At 71.1% G+C, this 17,377-nt stretch carries 12 protein-coding genes, 1 tRNA gene and 1 pseudogene; 8 read left to right on the top strand and 6 right to left on the bottom strand.

Annotated features, from left to right (window positions below; translation table 11 throughout):
* Positions 1-11: 11 nt before the first annotated feature.
* Positions 12-686, bottom strand: a complete 675-nt coding sequence (gene grpE, locus ACFYP4_RS14260) for a nucleotide exchange factor GrpE (protein WP_358850790.1) — start codon at positions 684-686, stop codon at positions 12-14.
* Positions 683-2,527, bottom strand: a complete 1,845-nt coding sequence (gene dnaK / locus ACFYP4_RS14255) for a molecular chaperone DnaK (protein WP_358850791.1) — start codon at positions 2,525-2,527, stop codon at positions 683-685. Before dnaK ends, grpE begins: the two co-directional genes overlap by 4 nt.
* A gap of 436 nt (positions 2,528-2,963) precedes the next feature.
* On the opposite strand from dnaK, the gene ACFYP4_RS14250 reads away from it, so the two are divergent.
* The 6 genes from ACFYP4_RS14250 to ACFYP4_RS14225 all read left to right on the top strand — a co-directional run bounded on the left by ACFYP4_RS14250 (position 2,964) and on the right by ACFYP4_RS14225 (position 12,858).
* A complete protein-coding gene (locus ACFYP4_RS14250; RefSeq protein ID WP_388785423.1) occupies positions 2,964-5,246 on the top strand; it encodes a (Fe-S)-binding protein in 2,283 nt (760 codons plus the stop codon).
* Between the two features lie 177 nt (positions 5,247-5,423).
* Positions 5,424-6,875, top strand: coding sequence for an FG-GAP repeat protein (locus ACFYP4_RS14245; protein ID WP_358850793.1), 1,452 nt, complete (start codon positions 5,424-5,426; stop codon positions 6,873-6,875).
* 304 nt (positions 6,876-7,179) lie between these two features.
* Entirely contained in the window at positions 7,180-8,649 is a 1,470-nt protein-coding gene (locus tag ACFYP4_RS14240; RefSeq protein WP_358850794.1) for an FG-GAP repeat protein, read from the top strand.
* 80 nt (positions 8,650-8,729) lie between these two features.
* Positions 8,730-10,097: an FG-GAP repeat protein gene (locus ACFYP4_RS14235; RefSeq protein WP_388785421.1), complete on the top strand. Its 1,368-nt coding sequence runs from the start codon at positions 8,730-8,732 to the stop codon at positions 10,095-10,097.
* Positions 10,098-10,372: 275 nt separating this feature from the next.
* Positions 10,373-11,830, top strand: coding sequence for an FG-GAP and VCBS repeat-containing protein (locus ACFYP4_RS14230; RefSeq protein WP_358850796.1), 1,458 nt, complete (start codon positions 10,373-10,375; stop codon positions 11,828-11,830).
* 26 nt (positions 11,831-11,856) lie between these two features.
* Positions 11,857-12,858 (top strand): YIP1 family protein, encoded by a 1,002-nt coding sequence (locus tag ACFYP4_RS14225; protein ID WP_388785419.1) that lies wholly within the window; start codon positions 11,857-11,859, stop codon positions 12,856-12,858.
* 151 nt (positions 12,859-13,009) lie between these two features.
* On the opposite strand, the gene ACFYP4_RS14220 is transcribed toward ACFYP4_RS14225, so the two are convergent.
* Positions 13,010-14,395, bottom strand: coding sequence for an FAD-binding oxidoreductase (locus ACFYP4_RS14220; protein WP_388785417.1), 1,386 nt, complete (start codon positions 14,393-14,395; stop codon positions 13,010-13,012).
* 198 nt (positions 14,396-14,593) lie between these two features.
* On the opposite strand from ACFYP4_RS14220, the gene ACFYP4_RS14215 reads away from it, so the two are divergent.
* Positions 14,594-14,950, top strand: coding sequence for an immunity 51 family protein (locus ACFYP4_RS14215; RefSeq protein WP_358850799.1), 357 nt, complete (start codon positions 14,594-14,596; stop codon positions 14,948-14,950).
* Positions 14,951-14,953: 3 nt separating this feature from the next.
* On the opposite strand, the gene ACFYP4_RS14210 is transcribed toward ACFYP4_RS14215, so the two are convergent.
* Both ACFYP4_RS14210 and dcd read right to left on the bottom strand, forming a co-directional pair.
* Entirely contained in the window at positions 14,954-15,463 is a 510-nt protein-coding gene (locus ACFYP4_RS14210; RefSeq protein ID WP_388785415.1) for a phosphoribosyltransferase, read from the bottom strand.
* Positions 15,464-15,483: 20 nt separating this feature from the next.
* A complete protein-coding gene (gene dcd, locus ACFYP4_RS14205) occupies positions 15,484-16,059 on the bottom strand; it encodes a dCTP deaminase (protein ID WP_358850801.1) in 576 nt (191 codons plus the stop codon).
* A 549-nt stretch (positions 16,060-16,608) separates the two neighbouring features.
* Between dcd and ACFYP4_RS14200 the strand changes: the two genes are divergently transcribed.
* Positions 16,609-16,682 (top strand) — tRNA-Gly (locus tag ACFYP4_RS14200).
* A gap of 91 nt (positions 16,683-16,773) precedes the next feature.
* Here the strand turns inward: ACFYP4_RS14200 and ACFYP4_RS14195 are convergent.
* A pseudogene (locus ACFYP4_RS14195) lies at positions 16,774-17,182 on the bottom strand (site-specific integrase); the annotation flags it as partial.
* Positions 17,183-17,377: the final 195 nt, after the last annotated feature.

Below are 17,377 nucleotides of genomic sequence, written 5' to 3'. Positions count from 1 at the left end.
TCCGTACAACGTCAGCCCTCGTCCGGGCCACCGCTCTCCTTGTCGTCGGCCGCCTCGGCGGACTCCGGTGAGTCCTCCTTGGCCGGCTGCGCCCCGGGCTGGGGTTCGGCCACGGCCACCCGCGCGGGGCGGATGGTGCGCTCGCCGATGCGATACCCGGGCTGAAGGATCGCCACGCAGGTCGTCTCCGTGACGTCCGGCGCGTAACTGTGCATCAGGGCCTCGTGGATCGTCGGGTCGAAGGGCTCGCCCTCCTTGCCGAACTGCTGGAGGCCCATCTTCGCCGCGACGGTCTCCAGCGACTCGGCCACCGACTTGAAGCCGCCGACCAGTTCGCCGTGTTCCCGTGCGCGGCCGATGTCGTCGAGTACGGGCAGGAGCTCGGTCAGGAGGTTCGCCACGGCGACCTCCTTGACCGCGACCCGGTCGCGCTCGACGCGGCGGCGGTAGTTCTGGAACTCGGCCTGGAGCCGCTGGAGGTCCCCCGTGCGCTCGGTGAGCGCGCTGCGGGCCTGGTCCAGCTCGGCGGTCAGGCCGGCCACCTGTGCGGTTGCGTCCCCGTCCGGGGCCGCCGCCGCCTCCTCCTCCTCGGGGGAGGCGGCGGCGGCCTGCGGCTCGGCGTCGTCTGAGGTGGCGCCGGAGGGGACGTCAGGCTTCTCTTCGAAACCCGGGGTCTCCTCCGTCACGCGGCACCGTCCTTGCGCTCCTCGTCGACGATCTCGGCGTCGACGACGTCGTCGTCAGCGGCCTTCGGCTGCTCGGCGCCCTCGGCGCCACCGGCCGCCTGCGCGGCGTTGGCGTCGGCGTACATGGCCTGGCCGAGCTTCTGGGAGACGGCGGCGACCTTCTCCGTGGCCGTACGGATCTCGGCGGTGTCCTCGCCCTTGAGCGCGGCCTTCAGCTCCTCGATGCCGGCCTCGACCTCGGTCTTGACCTCGCCCGGGACCTTGTCCTCGTTGTCCTTGAGGAACTTCTCGGTCTGGTAGACGAGCTGCTCGCCCTGGTTGCGGGTCTCGGCGGCCTCGCGGCGGGCGTGGTCCTCCTCCGCGTACTTCTCGGCCTCCTGGCGCATCCGGTCGACCTCGTCCTTCGGCAGCGAGGAGCCGCCGGTGACGGTCATCTTCTGCTCCTTGCCCGTGCCCAGGTCCTTCGCGGTCACGTGCATGATGCCGTTGGCGTCGATGTCGAACGCGACCTCGATCTGCGGGACGCCGCGGGGGGCCGGCGGCAGACCGGTCAGCTCGAACATCCCGAGCTTCTTGTTGTACGCCGCGATCTCGCGCTCGCCCTGGTAGACCTGGATCTGCACGGACGGCTGGTTGTCCTCGGCGGTGGTGAAGATCTCGGACCGCTTGGTCGGGATCGTCGTGTTCCGCTCGATGAGCTTGGTCATGATGCCGCCCTTGGTCTCGATACCCAGGGACAGCGGGGTCACGTCGAGGAGCAGGACGTCCTTGACCTCACCCTTGAGCACACCGGCCTGCAGGACGGCGCCGATGGCGACGACCTCGTCCGGGTTGACGCCCTTGTTGGCGTCCTTGCCGCCGGTCAGCTCGCGCACCAGCTCCGCGACGGCCGGCATACGGGTGGAACCGCCGACGAGCACGACGTGGTCGATCTCGGACAGCTGGATGCCGGCGTCCTTGATGACGTTGTGGAACGGCGTCTTGCAGCGCTCCAGCAGGTCGGCCGTCAGCTGCTGGAACTGAGCCCGGGTGAGCTTCTCGTCCAGGTGCAGCGGGCCCTCGGCGGACGCGGTGATGTAGGGCAGGTTGATCGAGGTCTCGGTGGACGAGGACAGCTCGATCTTGGCCTTCTCGGCAGCCTCGCGCAGACGCTGGAGAGCCATCTTGTCCTTGGAGAGGTCCACGCCGTGGCCGCTCTGGAACTGCTTCACCAGGTAGTCGACGACGCGCTGGTCCCAGTCGTCACCACCGAGGTGGTTGTCACCGTTGGTGGCCTTCACCTCGACGACGCCGTCACCGATCTCCAGCAGCGACACGTCGAAGGTGCCGCCACCGAGGTCGAAGACGAGGATCGTCTGGTCGTCCTTGTCGAGCCCGTACGCCAGCGCGGCGGCGGTCGGCTCGTTCACGATGCGCAGGACGTTCAGGCCGGCGATCTCGCCGGCCTCCTTCGTGGCCTGACGCTCGGAGTCGTTGAAGTAGGCCGGGACGGTGATGACCGCGTCCGTGACCTTCTCGCCCAGGTAGGCCTCGGCGTCGCGCTTCAGCTTCTGCAGGATGAAGGCGCTCATCTGCTGCGGGTTGAAGTCCTTGCCGTCCAGGTTGATCTTCCAGTCAGTGCCCATGTGGCGCTTGACCGAACGGACCGTCCTGTCGACGTTCGTGACCGCCTGGCGCTTGGCGACCTCGCCGACGAGCACCTCACCGTTCTTGGCGAAGGCGACGACGGACGGCGTGGTCCTGGCGCCCTCGGCGTTGGTGATGACGGTGGGCTCGCCGCCCTCCAGAACGCTGACGACGGAGTTAGTCGTGCCCAGGTCGATGCCGACCGCACGTGCCATGACAATTCCTCCAGCTGACATTGAGTGGAACGGACTCAAGTGTGCATCACTCCCGCCGCGTCGTCAACAGAGCTGAGTCGAGCGGACTCAATTCTTATCCGTTCCTTACGCGCAATGAGGGTGTGAGCTGGGGTTTTGCGGAGCGATCGGCAAGCGGGGGCCGCGCAATCCGACACCGGGTGCCCGGGGCACACACGCCCATGCCGGGAGGGAATGCCGCAACAGGGCCTGAATGGCAGGATCCGGTGGTACCGGGCGAGCCGCGACCCGGCCGGTCCGGGCGGCGCGCCGCCGTGAGGCAAGCCTCAGCGACGCAGATCACCGCCCGCCTGGCTACAGTGCGGCGCAAGAAATGGGTAGTCTCAGACGGACTGCATAAGTTACCGCTTAGTAATCACTTTCGAAGCACCACCTCGCAGGCCCGAGGAGCCCCCGAATGCAACTCGCCGCGATCATCGTGTCGCTGGTCCTGACCGTGGTCGGCGTCGCGCTGCTCGCACGCGCCATCGGCCAGTTCGTCCGGCACTTCAAGCTCGGCCAGCCCGTCCCGGCCGGCACCCGGACCGACAACCCCTACCAGCGCAGCGTGACGCTGGTCAGGGAGTTCCTCGGTCACACCCGGATGAACCGCTGGGGCGTCGTGGGCGTCGCCCACTGGTTCGTGGCCATCGGCTTCCTGACGCTGCCGCCGACGATCGTCAACGCCTACGGCCAGCTCTTCCAGGCCGACTGGACGCTGCCCGTCCTCGGCGACTTCCTGCCGTACGAGCTGTACATCGAGTTCATCGGCACCATGACGACGCTCGGCATCGTCACACTGATGGCCGTCCGGCTGCTGAGCCTGCCCTCGCGTCCGGGACGCAAGTCCCGCTTCGCGGGCTCCAAGATGGGCCAGGCGTACTTCGTCGAGTACGTCATCTTCACCATCGGTCTGGCGATCATGATCCTGCGCGGCCTCGAGGGCGCGCTGCACGGCGTCGACCACTACGAGGCCGCCTACTTCACCTCGTACCCGCTGGTCCTCCTCTTCAAGGGCCTCGGCGTCACGACGCTGCAGAACCTGGTCTACCTGTTCGCGATGATCAAGCTGGGCACCACCATGATCTGGATGATCACGGTGAGCCTGAACACCAACATGGGTGTGGCCTGGCACCGCTTCCTCGCGTTCCCGAACATCTGGTTCAAGCGGAACGCGTCCGGCGCGACCGCCCTCGGCGGACTCCAGCCGATGACCAGCGGCGGCAAGCCGATCGACTTCACCGATCCCGGCGACGACGACGTCTTCGGCGTCTCCCAGGTGGAGCAGTTCTCCTGGAAGGGCCTCCTCGACTTCTCGACCTGCACCGAGTGCGGCCGCTGCCAGTCGCAGTGCCCCGCCTGGAACACCGGCAAGCCCCTCTCCCCCAAGCTCCTCATCATGTCGCTGCGCGACCACGCGCACGCCAAGGCGCCGTACCTGCTGGCCGGCGGCGGCAAGGACATGGAGGGCAACGAGAAGGCCTCCGCCGAGGCGCTGAAGGACGTGCCCGCCGCCGCCCTCGCGGAGGCCGAGCGCCCGCTGATCGGCACGCTGGAGGAGAACGGCGTCATCGACCCGGACGTCCTGTGGTCCTGCACCACCTGCGGCGCCTGCGTCGAGCAGTGCCCGGTCGACATCGAGCACGTCGACCACATCGTCGACATGCGCCGCTACCAGGTGATGATCGAGAGCGCGTTCCCGTCCGAGGCGGGCACGATGCTCAAGAACCTGGAGAAGAAGGGCAACCCCTGGGGGCTGGCCAAGAAGCAGCGCCTGGAGTGGACGAAGGAGGTCGACTTCGAGATCCCCGTCGTCGGCCGCGACATCGAGGACCTGACCGAGGTCGAGTACCTGTACTGGGTCGGCTGCGCCGGCGCCCTGGAGGACCGCGCCAAGAAGACCACCAAGGCCTTCGCGGAGCTGCTGCACATGGCGGGCGTCAAGTTCGCGATCATGGGCGGCGACGAGAAGTGCACCGGTGACTCCGCCCGCCGCCTCGGCAACGAGCCCCTGTTCCAGGAGCTCGGCATGGAGAACGTCATGGCACTGAACATGGCGTTCGGCGAGGAGACGGACGACGAGGGCAAGGTCCTGCCCGAGTCCGCGAAGCCGAAGTCGGCGAAGAAGATCGTCGCCACCTGCCCGCACTGCCTCAACACCCTCGGCAACGAGTACCCGCAGCTCGGCGGCGACTACGAGGTCATCCACCACACCCAGCTGCTCCAGCACCTCATCGACGAGGGCAAGCTGCTGCCGGTGACCCCGGTGGACGGTCTGATCACCTACCACGACCCCTGCTACCTGGGCCGGCACAACAAGATCTACACGCCGCCGCGCGAGATCATGTCGGCCGTCCCGGGCCTGCGCCAGCAGGAGATGCACCGCCACAAGGAGCGCGGCTTCTGCTGCGGCGCCGGCGGTGCCCGCATGTGGATGGAGGAGCGGATCGGCAAGCGCATCAACAACGAGCGCGTCGACGAGGCCCTGTCCCTCAACCCGGACATCGTCTCCACCGCCTGCCCGTTCTGCCTCGTCATGCTGACCGATTCGGTCAACGGCAAGAAGAACGACGGCAAGGCCAAGGAGTCCGTCCAGGTCGTCGACGTCGCCCAGTTGCTGCTCGACTCCGTCAGGACACCGGTCGACCCGGCGGGTCCGGCCGAGGCCGAGAGCACGCCGGAGCCCGAGCCCGTCAAGTGACGGCCGGATCCGCCGCGTAGCGGCCCACCTCGTCCGGCCTCCGAAGCACCCCATGTCCCCGGCCCGCCCGGGGACATGGGGTGTTCTCGTCCGTACCGTGCCGCGCGTCCGCCCGCACAGGGGCCATCATGTGCGGGTCGGGGCGGTGCACCGTCGTCGTACGAGCCTGGAGCCGGATTGATACACCTGCGTGCCGTGCTGGTCTCCGTCGTGGTCCTCGCCGCCGCCACCGGGTGCGGCGCGGACGAACCCGCCTCCGAGCGCCCCGCCCACAAACGCCCCTCCGCCGGGAAGCCCGCCGGACACCCCGACCCCGGCGACTTCAACGGCGACGGGTACGACGACTACGTCGACTACGTCCAGGCGAAGTCCCCCGGCGAGAAGGAGTACACCGGCACCCTGATCGTCGTCTACGGCTCGAAGCAGGGCCTCAACCCCGCCTGGAACAGCCGCACCCGCGCACCCCGGGGACACGAGGGACTCCTCTCGGTGCCGCTGCGGGCCGACCTCGACGGGGACGGCTTCACCGACCTGCTGGGCAGCCGCGGCGACGACGCGGCCGACGCGCGGGCGTTCGCGATGTTCGGCGGCCCGCGCGGCCTCGGCGCCGCCCGCGTCCTGGACCTGCCGCGCGGCTTCCGCCCGCTGGCCGCCGCCGACTTCGACGGCGACGGGTCCGTGGACCTGCTCGACGGCGGCCGGGGCGGCACCGGAGACACCGGCTCCCGGGAGCCCGGCACCGACGGCTCGCTCCAGTACGGGCCGTTCGACCGCGCCGGCACACCGAGGCGCCAGGCCGTCCTCGACCTCGACCAGCACGGTTACGCCGCGCCGCGGACCGCCACCACCGGCGACTTCGACGGCGACGGCCGGGCCGAGGCCGTCCTCACGTACTCCTACGACGCGGAACAGGACGACTCCGCCCCGGCCGGACTGCACGACATCGCCTACTACGAGGGCGGTGAGCGGGGCCTCGTGCGCGACACCCGCCAGGAGGAACGCATCAGCCGGGCCGTGTCCACCTTCGACGGACCGCGCACCCCGGGGACCGGCGACGCGGACGGTGACGGCACCGACGACCTGCTGCTGCCCACCCAACTGCCCGTCGCCCCCGCCGACATGCCGCGGACCGGCGGCGCACTGACGATCCTGTACGGCGCCGGGTCCGGCCTCGGCACGGGACGCCCCGAGACCGTGATCGGCGACCGCACCGGCGACCGACGGCCCGTCGGCTTCGGCGCGGAACCGGCCGTGGGCGACGTCGACGGCGACCGCAGGCCCGACGTCGTGGTCCTCACCCCCGCCCCCCGCGGTCACGACGGCGAGGTCACGCTGCTTCCGGGCGGGGCACGCGGAGTGCCCTCCGCGACCGGCGAGCGGTCGGTGGGCTCCGGGACCGACGGGCTGCCCGGCACCCCGAACCCGCACGGCTGGAACGCCTTCGGGCACCGGCCCCCGCTGCTCGACGTCGACGGCGACGGCCACGCGGACGCGGTCGTCTTCGGCCCGCGGTACGAGAAGGGCAGGGGCGCGTTCCTGGTACTGCACGGCTCCGACGCCGGCTTCGACCCCGAGCGGGCGCGGATGTTCACGCCGGGCGACCTCGGCCTGCGGGTGCGGCCGCTCTAGAGCCACCCCAACCTGCCTGCCCGCCTGCCCGCCTGCCTCCCAACCTGCCAACCTGCCAACCTGCCTGCGAGGGTGGTTCAGGTGCGCCCGGCACGGCTCCCACGACGTGCGTGCCGCCACCTGCGCCCCACCACGCCCAGAAGTTTTCCGCATCCACGTACAACCCTTGCGCCCCAGCACGTGTCTCCTGTTCGCCGACCGCCCCGTGACGTCCAGGACAACTCCAGGCAAACGCGGGCGACGCGCACCCCATTGACTGCGGACGCCGGCCAGGCGTCCCCCGCATGCCGCAGGAGAATCCCGCATGCACAAGCACCTGAGAATCGCCCTCGCGACGGCCGCCGCGGCCACGCTGACGGGCGGTCTCCTCACCTTCACGACCACCACGGCCCTCGCCGCGGACTCGGTCCACCACCACGAGGCGGACTTCAACGGCGACGGTTACGGAGACACCGCTTTCTCCGCGGGCAACTCCACCGTCGGCGGCAAGAAGGAAGCCGGTCAGATCGTCGCCCTGTACGGCTCGGCGAACGGCGTCACCGCCACGAGCCGCACGACGGTCAGCCAGGACACCACGGGCGTCCCGGGCTCCGCGGAGACCGGCGACCGCTTCGGGCTCGGCACGTATGGCGACTACAACGCGGACGGCTTCGACGACCTCGCCGTGTCGGCCGCGTACGAGGACGTCGACGGCGACACCGACGGCGGCACCGTCCTCGTCCTGTGGGGCTCCCCCGGCGGCCTCACCGGCGGCACGACGATCAAGGACCCTGCGGCTTCCTCCCACGACCGCTGGGGCAAGACGCTCGCCGCGGGCGACTACGACGGCGACGGCAAGGACGACCTCGCGGTGGGCTCGTCCGCGAGCACCGTCTACGTCTTCAAGGGCGGCATCACCGCCTCCGGCGGCTACGGCGCCCGCGCGACCGTCAAGCCCCCGATCCAGTCGGGCGGGGTCACCGGCCCGCTCAACCTCACCGCGGGCGACGTCAACGGCGACGGCAGGACCGACCTGGTCGTCGACGGCTACGAGACCGACAGCGAGTCCGGCTGGAACACCAACTACTACCTCCCCGGCTCGGCCTCCGGCCTGGTCTCCTCCGGCGCGGTGGAGCTCAAGCGGGGTGTCATCACGGCCATCGGCGACGTGAACGGTGACGGCTTCGGCGACATCGTGACCGGCCAGGACTGGGACCCGTCCAACGACGGCACCCCCTCCGTTCCCGAGTCGGTGACCGGCGGCAAGGTCCACATCATCTACGGATCCGCGAGCGGCCCGGCGTACACGGAGGCCGTGAGCCAGGAATCCGGTTCCGTGCCCGGCGAGTCCGAGCGCGGCGACTGGTTCGGCGGCGAACTGTCGCTCGGCGACGTCAACGGCGACGGCTACCAGGACCTGGCCGTCTCCGCGATGGGCGAGAACCTGAACGGCGTCGTGAACACGGGCGCGGTGACCGTCCTGTACGGCTCCGCCTCCGGTCTCGACACCGCCGCGGCGTCGCAGTACTTCGCCCAGTCCACGGCCGGCGTCCCCGGCTCGGACGAGAAGGACGACTACTTCGGCTCCGAGGTCAAGCTGACCGACGTCACCGACGACGGCCACGCGGACCTGCTGGTCGGCGCGCACGGCGAGAACGACTTCAACGGCGCGCTCACCTACCTGCCCTCCGGCGGCACGAAGATCACCACCACCGGTGCGCGGTCCCTGGCACCGTCCTCGGTCGGCGTATCGACCGACGGCTACCCCGTGTTCGGCGCGAACGCGGCCAACTAGGGCCTGTCCGACACCTGTTCCCCGCTCGTCGGGCCCGCGCCGCCCCCGGCGCGGGCCCGTGCTGTCCCCCGGAGCCCCGCATGCGTCTGCGCACCACCACGGCCCTCGCCGCCCTCCTGGCCGCGGGGGTCGCCCCCGTGACCCTCTCCGCCCCCGCCTCCGCCGCCACCGGCCCCTACACCGCCGACTTCAACGGGGACGGGCACGCCGACGCCGTCGCGCCCTCACCCAACGCCAGTACGAGCGGCAAGTGGTGGTCGGGTGCGGTCGGTGTCGTGTACGGCTCGTCCGCCGGGGTCGGCCGGACGGCGTCCGTCAGCCAGAACAGCACCGGCGTCCCCGGCTCCGCCGAGGAGTCGGACGGGTTCGGCCAGGCGGTCGCCGTCGGGGACCTCGACAAGGACGGCTACAGCGACCTCGCGGTCGGCGCGCCCCAGGAACAGGTCGGCGACGACGTGAGCGGCGGGACCGTCGTGATCGTCTGGGGTTCGCCGACCGGTCTGAAGGGCGCCACCACCGTCAAGGACCCCGCCGTCTCCGGCCACGACCGCTGGGGCCAGGCCCTGGCCATCGGCGACTTCACGGGCGACGGCCGGCCCGACCTGGCCGTCGGCGCCTCCGGCACCACCCAGTGGATCGTCAAGGGCGGCTTCACCAGGTCGGGAACCACGGGCGCGAACATCTCGTACACCACCTCCTGGACCGGCAGCACCGGCGTCCTCCGGCTGACCGCAGGCAAGATCGACACGGACGCCCGCGCCGACCTGCTCCTCGGTGGCCGCACCAGGATCGCCTCCGAACGCAACCTGGACCACACCTATCTCTACTTCGGCACCGCTTCGGCCCCGACGAAGAAGACCGAGCTCCCCCACGGCAAGCAGCTCGCCGTCGGCGACATCGACAAGGACGGCTACGGCGACATCGTCACCGGCGAGACCCAGACCGCGACCGGCGGCGACCTGGAGACCCCGGGTCCGGCGGTCGTCTCCCACGGCACCGCCTCCGGCGTCGGCGCCCCCGAGGCCCTCACCGACTCCGGCCGCCCCTCGCTCGGCGACATCGACGGCGACGGCCGCCTCGACCTGGCCCTCGGCCACCCCGACGACTCCGGCATCAAGTCGGGCAACGGCACCGTCCTCGTCCAGTACGGCGGCGCGGACGGCTTCGGCACGCCGACCCGGCTGACCCAGGACACCCCCGGCATCCCCGGCGCAGCCGAGGACAACGACTTCTTCGGCACGGCCGTCCTGCTCACCGACCTCACGGGTGACGGCCGCGCCGACCTGCTGGCCGGCTCGGACGGCGAGAACGAGGCCGACGGACTCGTCCACCACCTCAAGGGAACGGCCACCGGCCTCACCACCTCCGGCTCCGCCTACTACGGCCCGAGCGCCTTCGCCATCCCGACGGCATACGACCCGAGCCTCGGCGGCGTCCTGGTCGGCTGACACCCCGGCACACCGGCACGCGGGACGCGGATGCCACGGCACGTCGGCGCCTCGGCACAGGGCGCGTCCGCCGAGGACGGCGGCGGCGTGCCCGGCACGGGAGTACGGCGGGTGCGGCGGGCCGGGGACCGCCGTGTTCCCCGCCGCGTCCCGGGCCCGCCGTGAACTCGCGGTGAACCCCGGCGCAACCCCCGGCGCCTCTCGGCAGTCACACGAGTGCCCCCGCAGTTCCCGCAGTTCCCGTTCCCGCAGTCCCGCAACCCGTTGGAGCCCCCGTGCGCATCCGGACGTACGCCACAGCAGTCACCGTCGCCGCGGCGGCCACCGCCGGACTGGTGCTCGCGCCGCCCGCGACCGCCGCCGCACCCAGGCCCGTCACCAGCGACTTCGACGGCGACGGCTACGCGGACCTCGCCGTCGGCGTGCCGACCGCCACCGTCGGCGGACAGCCGCAGGCCGGATACGTCAGCGTCGTCTGGGGCGGACCGCGGGGCCTCGGCTCGGCGGGCACCACCCGGGTCAGCCAGTCGGGGGCCGCCGTCCCCGGCACCCCGGAGAAGGGCGACCACTTCGGCGCCGCCGTCACCGTGGCCGACGCGAACGGCGACGGCACGGCCGACCTGCTCGTGGGCGCCCCCGGCGAGGACGTCACCGGCGCCGGGACCGACGCGGGCACCGTCGCCGTGATCCGTGGAACACGCGGCGGCCTCGGCACCGGGACCACCGTCCTGAACGGCCCGGCGGCCCGGGCGGCGTACGGGAAGTCCCTCGCGGCGGCCGACCTCACCGGCGACGGCACCACCGACGTGGCCGTCGGCGCGACGGACAAGGTCGTACTGAAGGCGGGCGGCGGCGCCACGACCACCGTGTTCACCGGCGCGATGGGCGGCCGCGCGCCCGTCCTGACGACCGGCGACTTCGACGGCGGTGACGACGGCGTCGCCGACCTGGCCGCGGGCTACTGGTCCACCACACCCTTCACCCAGTCCCACGTACGCCTGTGGAGCTGGTCCCCCGAGGAGAAGTCGCTCGCCAACATCTGGAACACCGACAACGCGGGCGTCTCCGCGCTGGCCGCAGGCGACTTCGACGGGGACGGCCACGACGACCTCGCCCTCGGCGAGTGCCGGGAGATCGCCGACGAGAACATCGACGACCCCTGCGGCCCCGAGGAGACCGCCGCGGGCGGCGGCATCCACGTCCACTACGGCGCCGGCGTCCCCGGAAACTTCGGCCACCGCCACCAGACCCTCAACCAGGACACCGCCGGCGTCCCGGGCGTCGCCGAGACCGGCGACCGCTTCGGCGCCTCCCTCACCGCCGCCGACATCGACGGCGACGGCCGTGACGACCTGATCGCGGGCGCCCCCGGCGAGGCCATCGGCGACCGCGCGAAGGCAGGTGCCGCGACACTGCTCCTGGGCGGCGCGAACGGCCTCGTGGACGCGTCCGGGCAGGCCCGCTCGGTGGCGTACCAGCAGGACACCCCGCGCGTCCCGGGCGTCGCGGAGACGGGCGACGCCTTCGGCGCCGCGGTCGCGACCGGTGACTACGATCACGACGGCGCACCCGACGTGGCGGTCGGCTCCCCCGGCGAGAACGGCGGCTCGGGCGGCGTCTGGGTGCTTCCGTCGGCCTCGGCGGACGGCTCCCACGCCTTCACCCCCACCGGGTTGGGCCTGCCGGCCGCGTCCACCCCGCTCGCCTACGGGAAGACCCTGAGCAGCCACTGAGACCAGGCCTGTTGACCCCTTAGGGGATGTCACAGCTCGGCCGCAAAGCCGGGTCCGATGCCCCGGGCCCGGCACGTCACTCTCCGGGAACAGGTACGTTCGATTACGTGGCTGGATTCAGGATCGGACGCGGCCGGGACAACCGCACCCCGCAAGGGCGACCGCAACAACACCCGCGGCAGGAACCGTACGGACAGCAGGCCCCCCAGGGGCAGGGCGCGCCGTACGGCTATCCACCCGCGCCTCAGCAGCCGTACGGCGGACAGCCCTACGGTGGTCAGCCGAACGGCGGAGGGTGGCCGCAGGGCGCTCCCGGCCAGGGCGAGCCGGAGTACTTCGGCGACGACGGCCGGCAGGGTTACCAGCAGGGCCCCGACCCGTACGCGGCCAACCAGCCGGGGCACACCCAGGCCTTCGCGATCGGCGAGGACCCGTACAGCCAGGGTGAGACCTACCGCGCGGGACAGGCCCCGGCCGCGCCGGTCGGCCCGCGCCTGCGCTGGAAGGACCTGCTGCGCGGGATCGTCCTGCGCCCCGCGCCGACCTTCCTCCACATGCGCGACTACGCGATGTGGGGCCCCGCGCTCGGTGTCACGTTCGTCTACGGCCTGCTCGCCGTCTTCGGTTTCGACGGCGCCCGCGAGGACGCGATCAACGCGACGCTGTCGAACGCGGTACCGATCGTCCTCATCACGGCCGTCGCGATCGTCCTCAGTACGTTCATCCTCGGCGTGGTCACGCACACGCTGGCCCGCCAGCTCGGCGGCGACGGTGCGTGGCAGCCGACGGTCGGCCTCTCCATGCTGATCATGTCGATCACGGACGCCCCGCGTCTGGTGGTCGCCATGTTCTTCGGCGGCGACGCCTCCTTCGTCCAGCTCCTCGGCTGGGCGACGTGGCTGGCGGCCGGTGCCCTGCTCACGCTGATGGTGTCCCGCTCGCACGACTTGCCCTGGCCGAAGGCGCTGGGCGCGTCCGCGATCCAGCTGATCGCGATCCTGTCGATCATCAAGCTGGGCACGTTCTGACCGGACCCCCGTTCTGACCGGGCCCCTGCTCTGACCGGCGCCCCGTTCTGGCCGGCTCCGTCCGCGGGGGCCGGCTCAGTCGGCGGGGGCCGGCTCAGTCGGCGGGGGCCGGCTCAGTCGGCGGGGGCCGGCTCAGTCGGCGGGGGCCGGCTCAGTCGGCGGGGGCCGGTTCGATGTTCTGGTTGGCGTGGAAGAGGTTGTGCGGGTCGTAGGCCCGCTTGACCGCCGCGAGCCGGTCGTAGTGGTCGCCGTAGGTGGTCCTGACCCGGTCCCGGCCCTCGTCGGCGCCCAGGAAGTTGACGTACGCGCCGCCCAGGGAGTGCGGATGCAGCTCCGCCCAGTAGTCGACGCACCACTGCCTGATCGTCTCGGCCCTGGCTGGGTCGGGATCGACGCCGCCGACGATGCCGGACCAGACGGCGTTCCGGCGGGTCCACGCGGTCTCGTCCTCGCCCACCCGCCCGGCGGCCCCGTCCACCGGGTACAGGTGCATGGTGGACAGCGGGGTCGGCAGGCCCTCCGCGTACCTGGCGTGCACGTCGATGGCATCGTCGGTGATCCGGTCGAAGAGGTCGCCGCGCCAGTACCACTGGAGCCCGGCGGGGATCAGCTGGTCGAACATGGTCTGCACCGCGGGGTACGGCATCGGCGCCGTGAAGTGGAAGGCGGGCGGCCCGGCCTCGCTCACGGGCGCCAGCATCTCCTCCACGCGGTCCGGGTCCCCGCTCCAGCACCACACCACTCCGCACATCCGCTGCCCGTGGATCTCCTCGGGGAACGGCGGTCCCGACGGCACGGCGAGCACCGCGAAGAACCCGTTCAGGTCGTCGGGCGCCTGCGGCAGGAACGCGCGGTACCACCGCATGACGTCCTGGATCCTGTCGAGGGTCCACAGGGTGATCCCCAGCGCGACGGTGTGCACCGGGTGCAGCCGGAAGGTGAAGGAGGTGGCGATGCCGAAGTTCCCGCCGCCGCCGCGCAGCGCCCAGAAGAGGTCCGCGTGCTCCCGCTCGCTCGCGGTGACGAACCCGCCGTCGGCGAGCACCACGTCCGCGGAGAGGAGATTGTCCACGGTCAGGCCGTACTTGCGGGTGAGGTGACCGTGTCCGCCGCCGAGGGTGAGACCCGCGACGCCGGTCGTGGACATGATGCCGGTGGGCGTGGCCAGGCCGAAGGCGTGGGTGGCGTGGTCGAGGTCGCCGAGGGTGGCGCCGCCGCCGGCCTGGGCGGTCTGCGTCACGGGGTCGACGCGCACCCCGCTCATCGGTGACAGGTCGATGGTGACGCCGTCGTCGACCAGACACAGCCCGGCGCCGCTGTGCCCGCCGCCGCGTACGGCCGTCTCGAGACCGCGGTCCCGGACGAAGTCGACCGCCGCCATGACGTCTCCGGCGTCCCGGCACCGCACGACGGCGGCCGGGCGCCGGTCGATCATGGCGTTGTAGACGGTGCGGGCCTTGTCGTACCCGGAATCCTGCGGGGTGATGACCGGACCGCGCAGGGCGGTCCGCATCGCCTCGAGTGTGCTGGCGTCCATGGCGAGCGCCCTCCCTGGCGGGGACCCCGGCGCCGTCGTGAGCCGCCGGCGCGGATCGCACGTCACGGGGCCCGGTCGGACACCACGGGGCTGACCACTCCAGCGTCTCGCCGCCTGCCCGCCCGCGCATCTCCGCACGGGAGGGGCCCGGCCGACCGGGCCGGGGGAATGTCAGAGGCGCCCTCTAGGGTCGGCCCCATGACTGATCGTGAGACGTTCGCTCCCCTGGTGTTCTTCGAGTACGACCACGCCCCCGGCACCTACTGCCTGATGCTCCCCGACGCCGCCATGGGCGGCGTGGCCGGGGTCTTCGAGGAAGCGGGCCACGAGTGCAACGGCTACGCGTGGGAGGGCGTGGCCAGATCGGCCATGCGCACGCGTGCGCCGGAAATGGCGGACCTGGTCAAGTACGACCCGGAGGCCGGCATGTTCATCGCCTACGGCGCCGACCCGGCCGCCCTGCAGACCCTCGGCGCGCTCCTCCGGGAGGCGATGGGGGACCGGGCCCTGCTGAAGGGGTTCATCGAGACCGGCGACCCGGCCTGGTTCGACTGACGCCTAGAGCGCTTCCGTGTTCGGCCTGGCCGCTTCCCCGGACCTGTGCACGGGAGGGAGCACGCTCCACGGGAAGTTGATCCACTCGTCGGTGCGCTTCCACACGTACTCGCACTTCACGAGGGAGTGGGACTTCTCGTAGATGACGGCGGTGCGGACCTCGGCGACGGCGTCCACGCAGAAGTCGTGCACGAGCTTCAGCGTCTTGCCGGTGTCGGCGACGTCGTCCGTGATCAGGACCTTCTTGTCGGAGAAGTCGATCGCGTTCGGCACGGGCGCGAGCATGACCGGCATCTCGAGGGTGGTCCCGACGCCCGTGTAGAACTCCACGTTGACCAGGTGGATGTTCTTGCAGTCGAGGGCGTAGGCGAGACCGCCGGCGACGAAGACACCGCCACGGGCGATGCTGAGCACGATGTCGGGCTCGTAGCCGTCGTCGGCGATGGTCTGGGCGAGTTCGCGCACGGCGACGCCGAACCGCTCGTAGGTCAGGTTCTCCCGCACGTCACCCATGCTCTGCCCGTCGCTCCCGCTCACACCTGGGTCCGGTGGAAGTTGAGGAACGACCGCGAGGCGGTCGGCCCGCGCTGACCCTGGTAACGGGACCCGTACCGGTCGCTGCCGTACGGGAACTCGGCCGGCGAGCTGAGCCGGAACATGCACAGCTGCCCGATCTTCATCCCGGGCCACAGCTTGATGGGCAGCGTCGCGAGGTTGGACAGCTCCAGCGTCACGTGCCCGGAGAAGCCGGGGTCGATGAAACCGGCGGTGGAGTGGGTGACGAGCCCGAGGCGTCCGAGCGAGCTCTTCCCCTCAAGCCGCGAGGCGAGGTCGTCGGGGAGCGAGACGACCTCGTACGTACTGGCCAGCACGAACTCGCCGGGGTGCAGGATGAACGGCTCGTCGCCCTCGGGCTCGACGAGCCGGGTGAGGTCCGCTTGCTCGACGGCGGGGTCGATGTGGGGGTAGCGGTGATTCTCGAACACCCGGAAATACCGGTCGAGCCGCACGTCGACACTCGACGGCTGCACCATGGTTTCGTCGTACGGATCGATGCGGACCCGTCCGGCGTCGATCTCGGCCCGGATGTCCTTGTCTGAGAGAAGCACGTCCCGAGGATACGCAAGGCGCGCGGGCCGCCCACAATCGTGGCCGGTCCGCGCGCCTTCCTGTCCCGCTGTGTGCCGCTGCGTGCGTACGCCCGTGCTACCGGGCCGCCGCTTGTTCAGCGCCCTCGGTCACTGCTTCTGCAGCGCCACCGGGACGACGCTCCGGAGCCGCGCACACCGCGGACACCGGACCAGCCGACCAGGACCGAGCCGCTCGGCCTGCTGCATCGGGAACGTAGCGGTGCTGAACACGTGCCCCTCGGCACAACGGACGACGGTGTGCTCCATCAAGTCCTCGGATTCCCTTCCCCAAGAGCCGCGCCTGACTGACGACGAAAGCCACATTACGGGATGAAAGGGACGGCCCTCCAGGCGGCACTCCGGTCCCGCCGGGACCCTCGTCCGCACCCCCACCGTACGCCCCAACTCCGGCCGCCCGCAGCGGCATCCACCCCCTGAAACACCGCGAGGCCCCGCGGTTTCCGCGCCGGGGGCCAGGCATGAGGTAGAGTGAGCGGGCATTCGACACCGGCTCAACCGGCGTCTTACGCGGGTGTAGTTTAATGGTAGAACATCAGCTTCCCAAGCTGAGAGCGCGAGTTCGATTCTCGTCACCCGCTCCATGTGAAACCCCCAGGTCGATGACCCGGGGGTTCTTTGTTGTCCAGACCGGTGGGTGGCGCGCGCACCACATCCGCACCATTAAGGGCGTAGCTAGCTGCCCGTGGGCTTCTCGTCGTGGGACGCCGGGCCGTGATCCTTGCCTTTGTGGTGCTTCGCACGCTCCGCGCGGACCAGGTCGTCGAGACCGGCCGCGAGGTCTCGCTGCCGCTCCTCGTCGGAGTGCTGATAGATCAGTGCGGCTTTCTCGGACGACTGGCCGGCGCGGACCATCGTGTCCTTGAGGGTGGCACCCGAGCGCGTGTCCGGTGTGACGAAGGTCGTAGAACCGGAAGCCGTCCGGGAGCCCGGCGGCCAGTCGGGCCGACGCCACTTCCGACCGAACGAAGTCCGCCGGAAGGGCACGCCCTTCTCACCGACGAAGACCGACGCGGTCGGACCCCTTCTCGGCGAACCAGGCGAGGTGCTGCCGTACTTCCTTCTGGAGGAAAGCAGGGAGAAGGCGGGTGTCGCAGGTTCGAATCCTGCCGGGCGCACCAGGCAAAAGGCCCCGGACCGATCATGGTCCGGGGCCTTTGACATCAAGCTTTGAACCGGCCGGGAATCCCGACGGAAGGAAGCACCCCCGCCAGCGAGGCCACCGTCATCCGGCGCGCCCCTGCATCACGGGACCAAGCACACATTCCGGTCTGAACGC

This window comes from Streptomyces sp. NPDC005551 (assembly GCF_042871785.1).
GTDB lineage: Bacteria > Actinomycetota > Actinomycetes > Streptomycetales > Streptomycetaceae > Streptomyces.
This window is presented reverse-complemented; position numbering and strand designations above follow the sequence as displayed.

Coding starts and splice junctions, on each gene's coding strand:
- dnaK (WP_358850791.1), bottom strand. CDS start 2,527: ATGGCACGTGCGGTCGGCATCGACCTGGGCACGACTAACTCCGTCGTC.
- ACFYP4_RS14250 (WP_388785423.1), top strand. CDS start 2,964: ATGCAACTCGCCGCGATCATCGTGTCGCTGGTCCTGACCGTGGTCGGC.
- ACFYP4_RS14240 (WP_358850794.1), top strand. CDS start 7,180: ATGCACAAGCACCTGAGAATCGCCCTCGCGACGGCCGCCGCGGCCACG.
- ACFYP4_RS14235 (WP_388785421.1), top strand. CDS start 8,730: ATGCGTCTGCGCACCACCACGGCCCTCGCCGCCCTCCTGGCCGCGGGG.
- ACFYP4_RS14225 (WP_388785419.1), top strand. CDS start 11,857: ATGTCACAGCTCGGCCGCAAAGCCGGGTCCGATGCCCCGGGCCCGGCA.
- ACFYP4_RS14220 (WP_388785417.1), bottom strand. CDS start 14,395: ATGGACGCCAGCACACTCGAGGCGATGCGGACCGCCCTGCGCGGTCCG.
- ACFYP4_RS14215 (WP_358850799.1), top strand. CDS start 14,594: ATGACTGATCGTGAGACGTTCGCTCCCCTGGTGTTCTTCGAGTACGAC.
- ACFYP4_RS14210 (WP_388785415.1), bottom strand. CDS start 15,463: ATGGGTGACGTGCGGGAGAACCTGACCTACGAGCGGTTCGGCGTCGCC.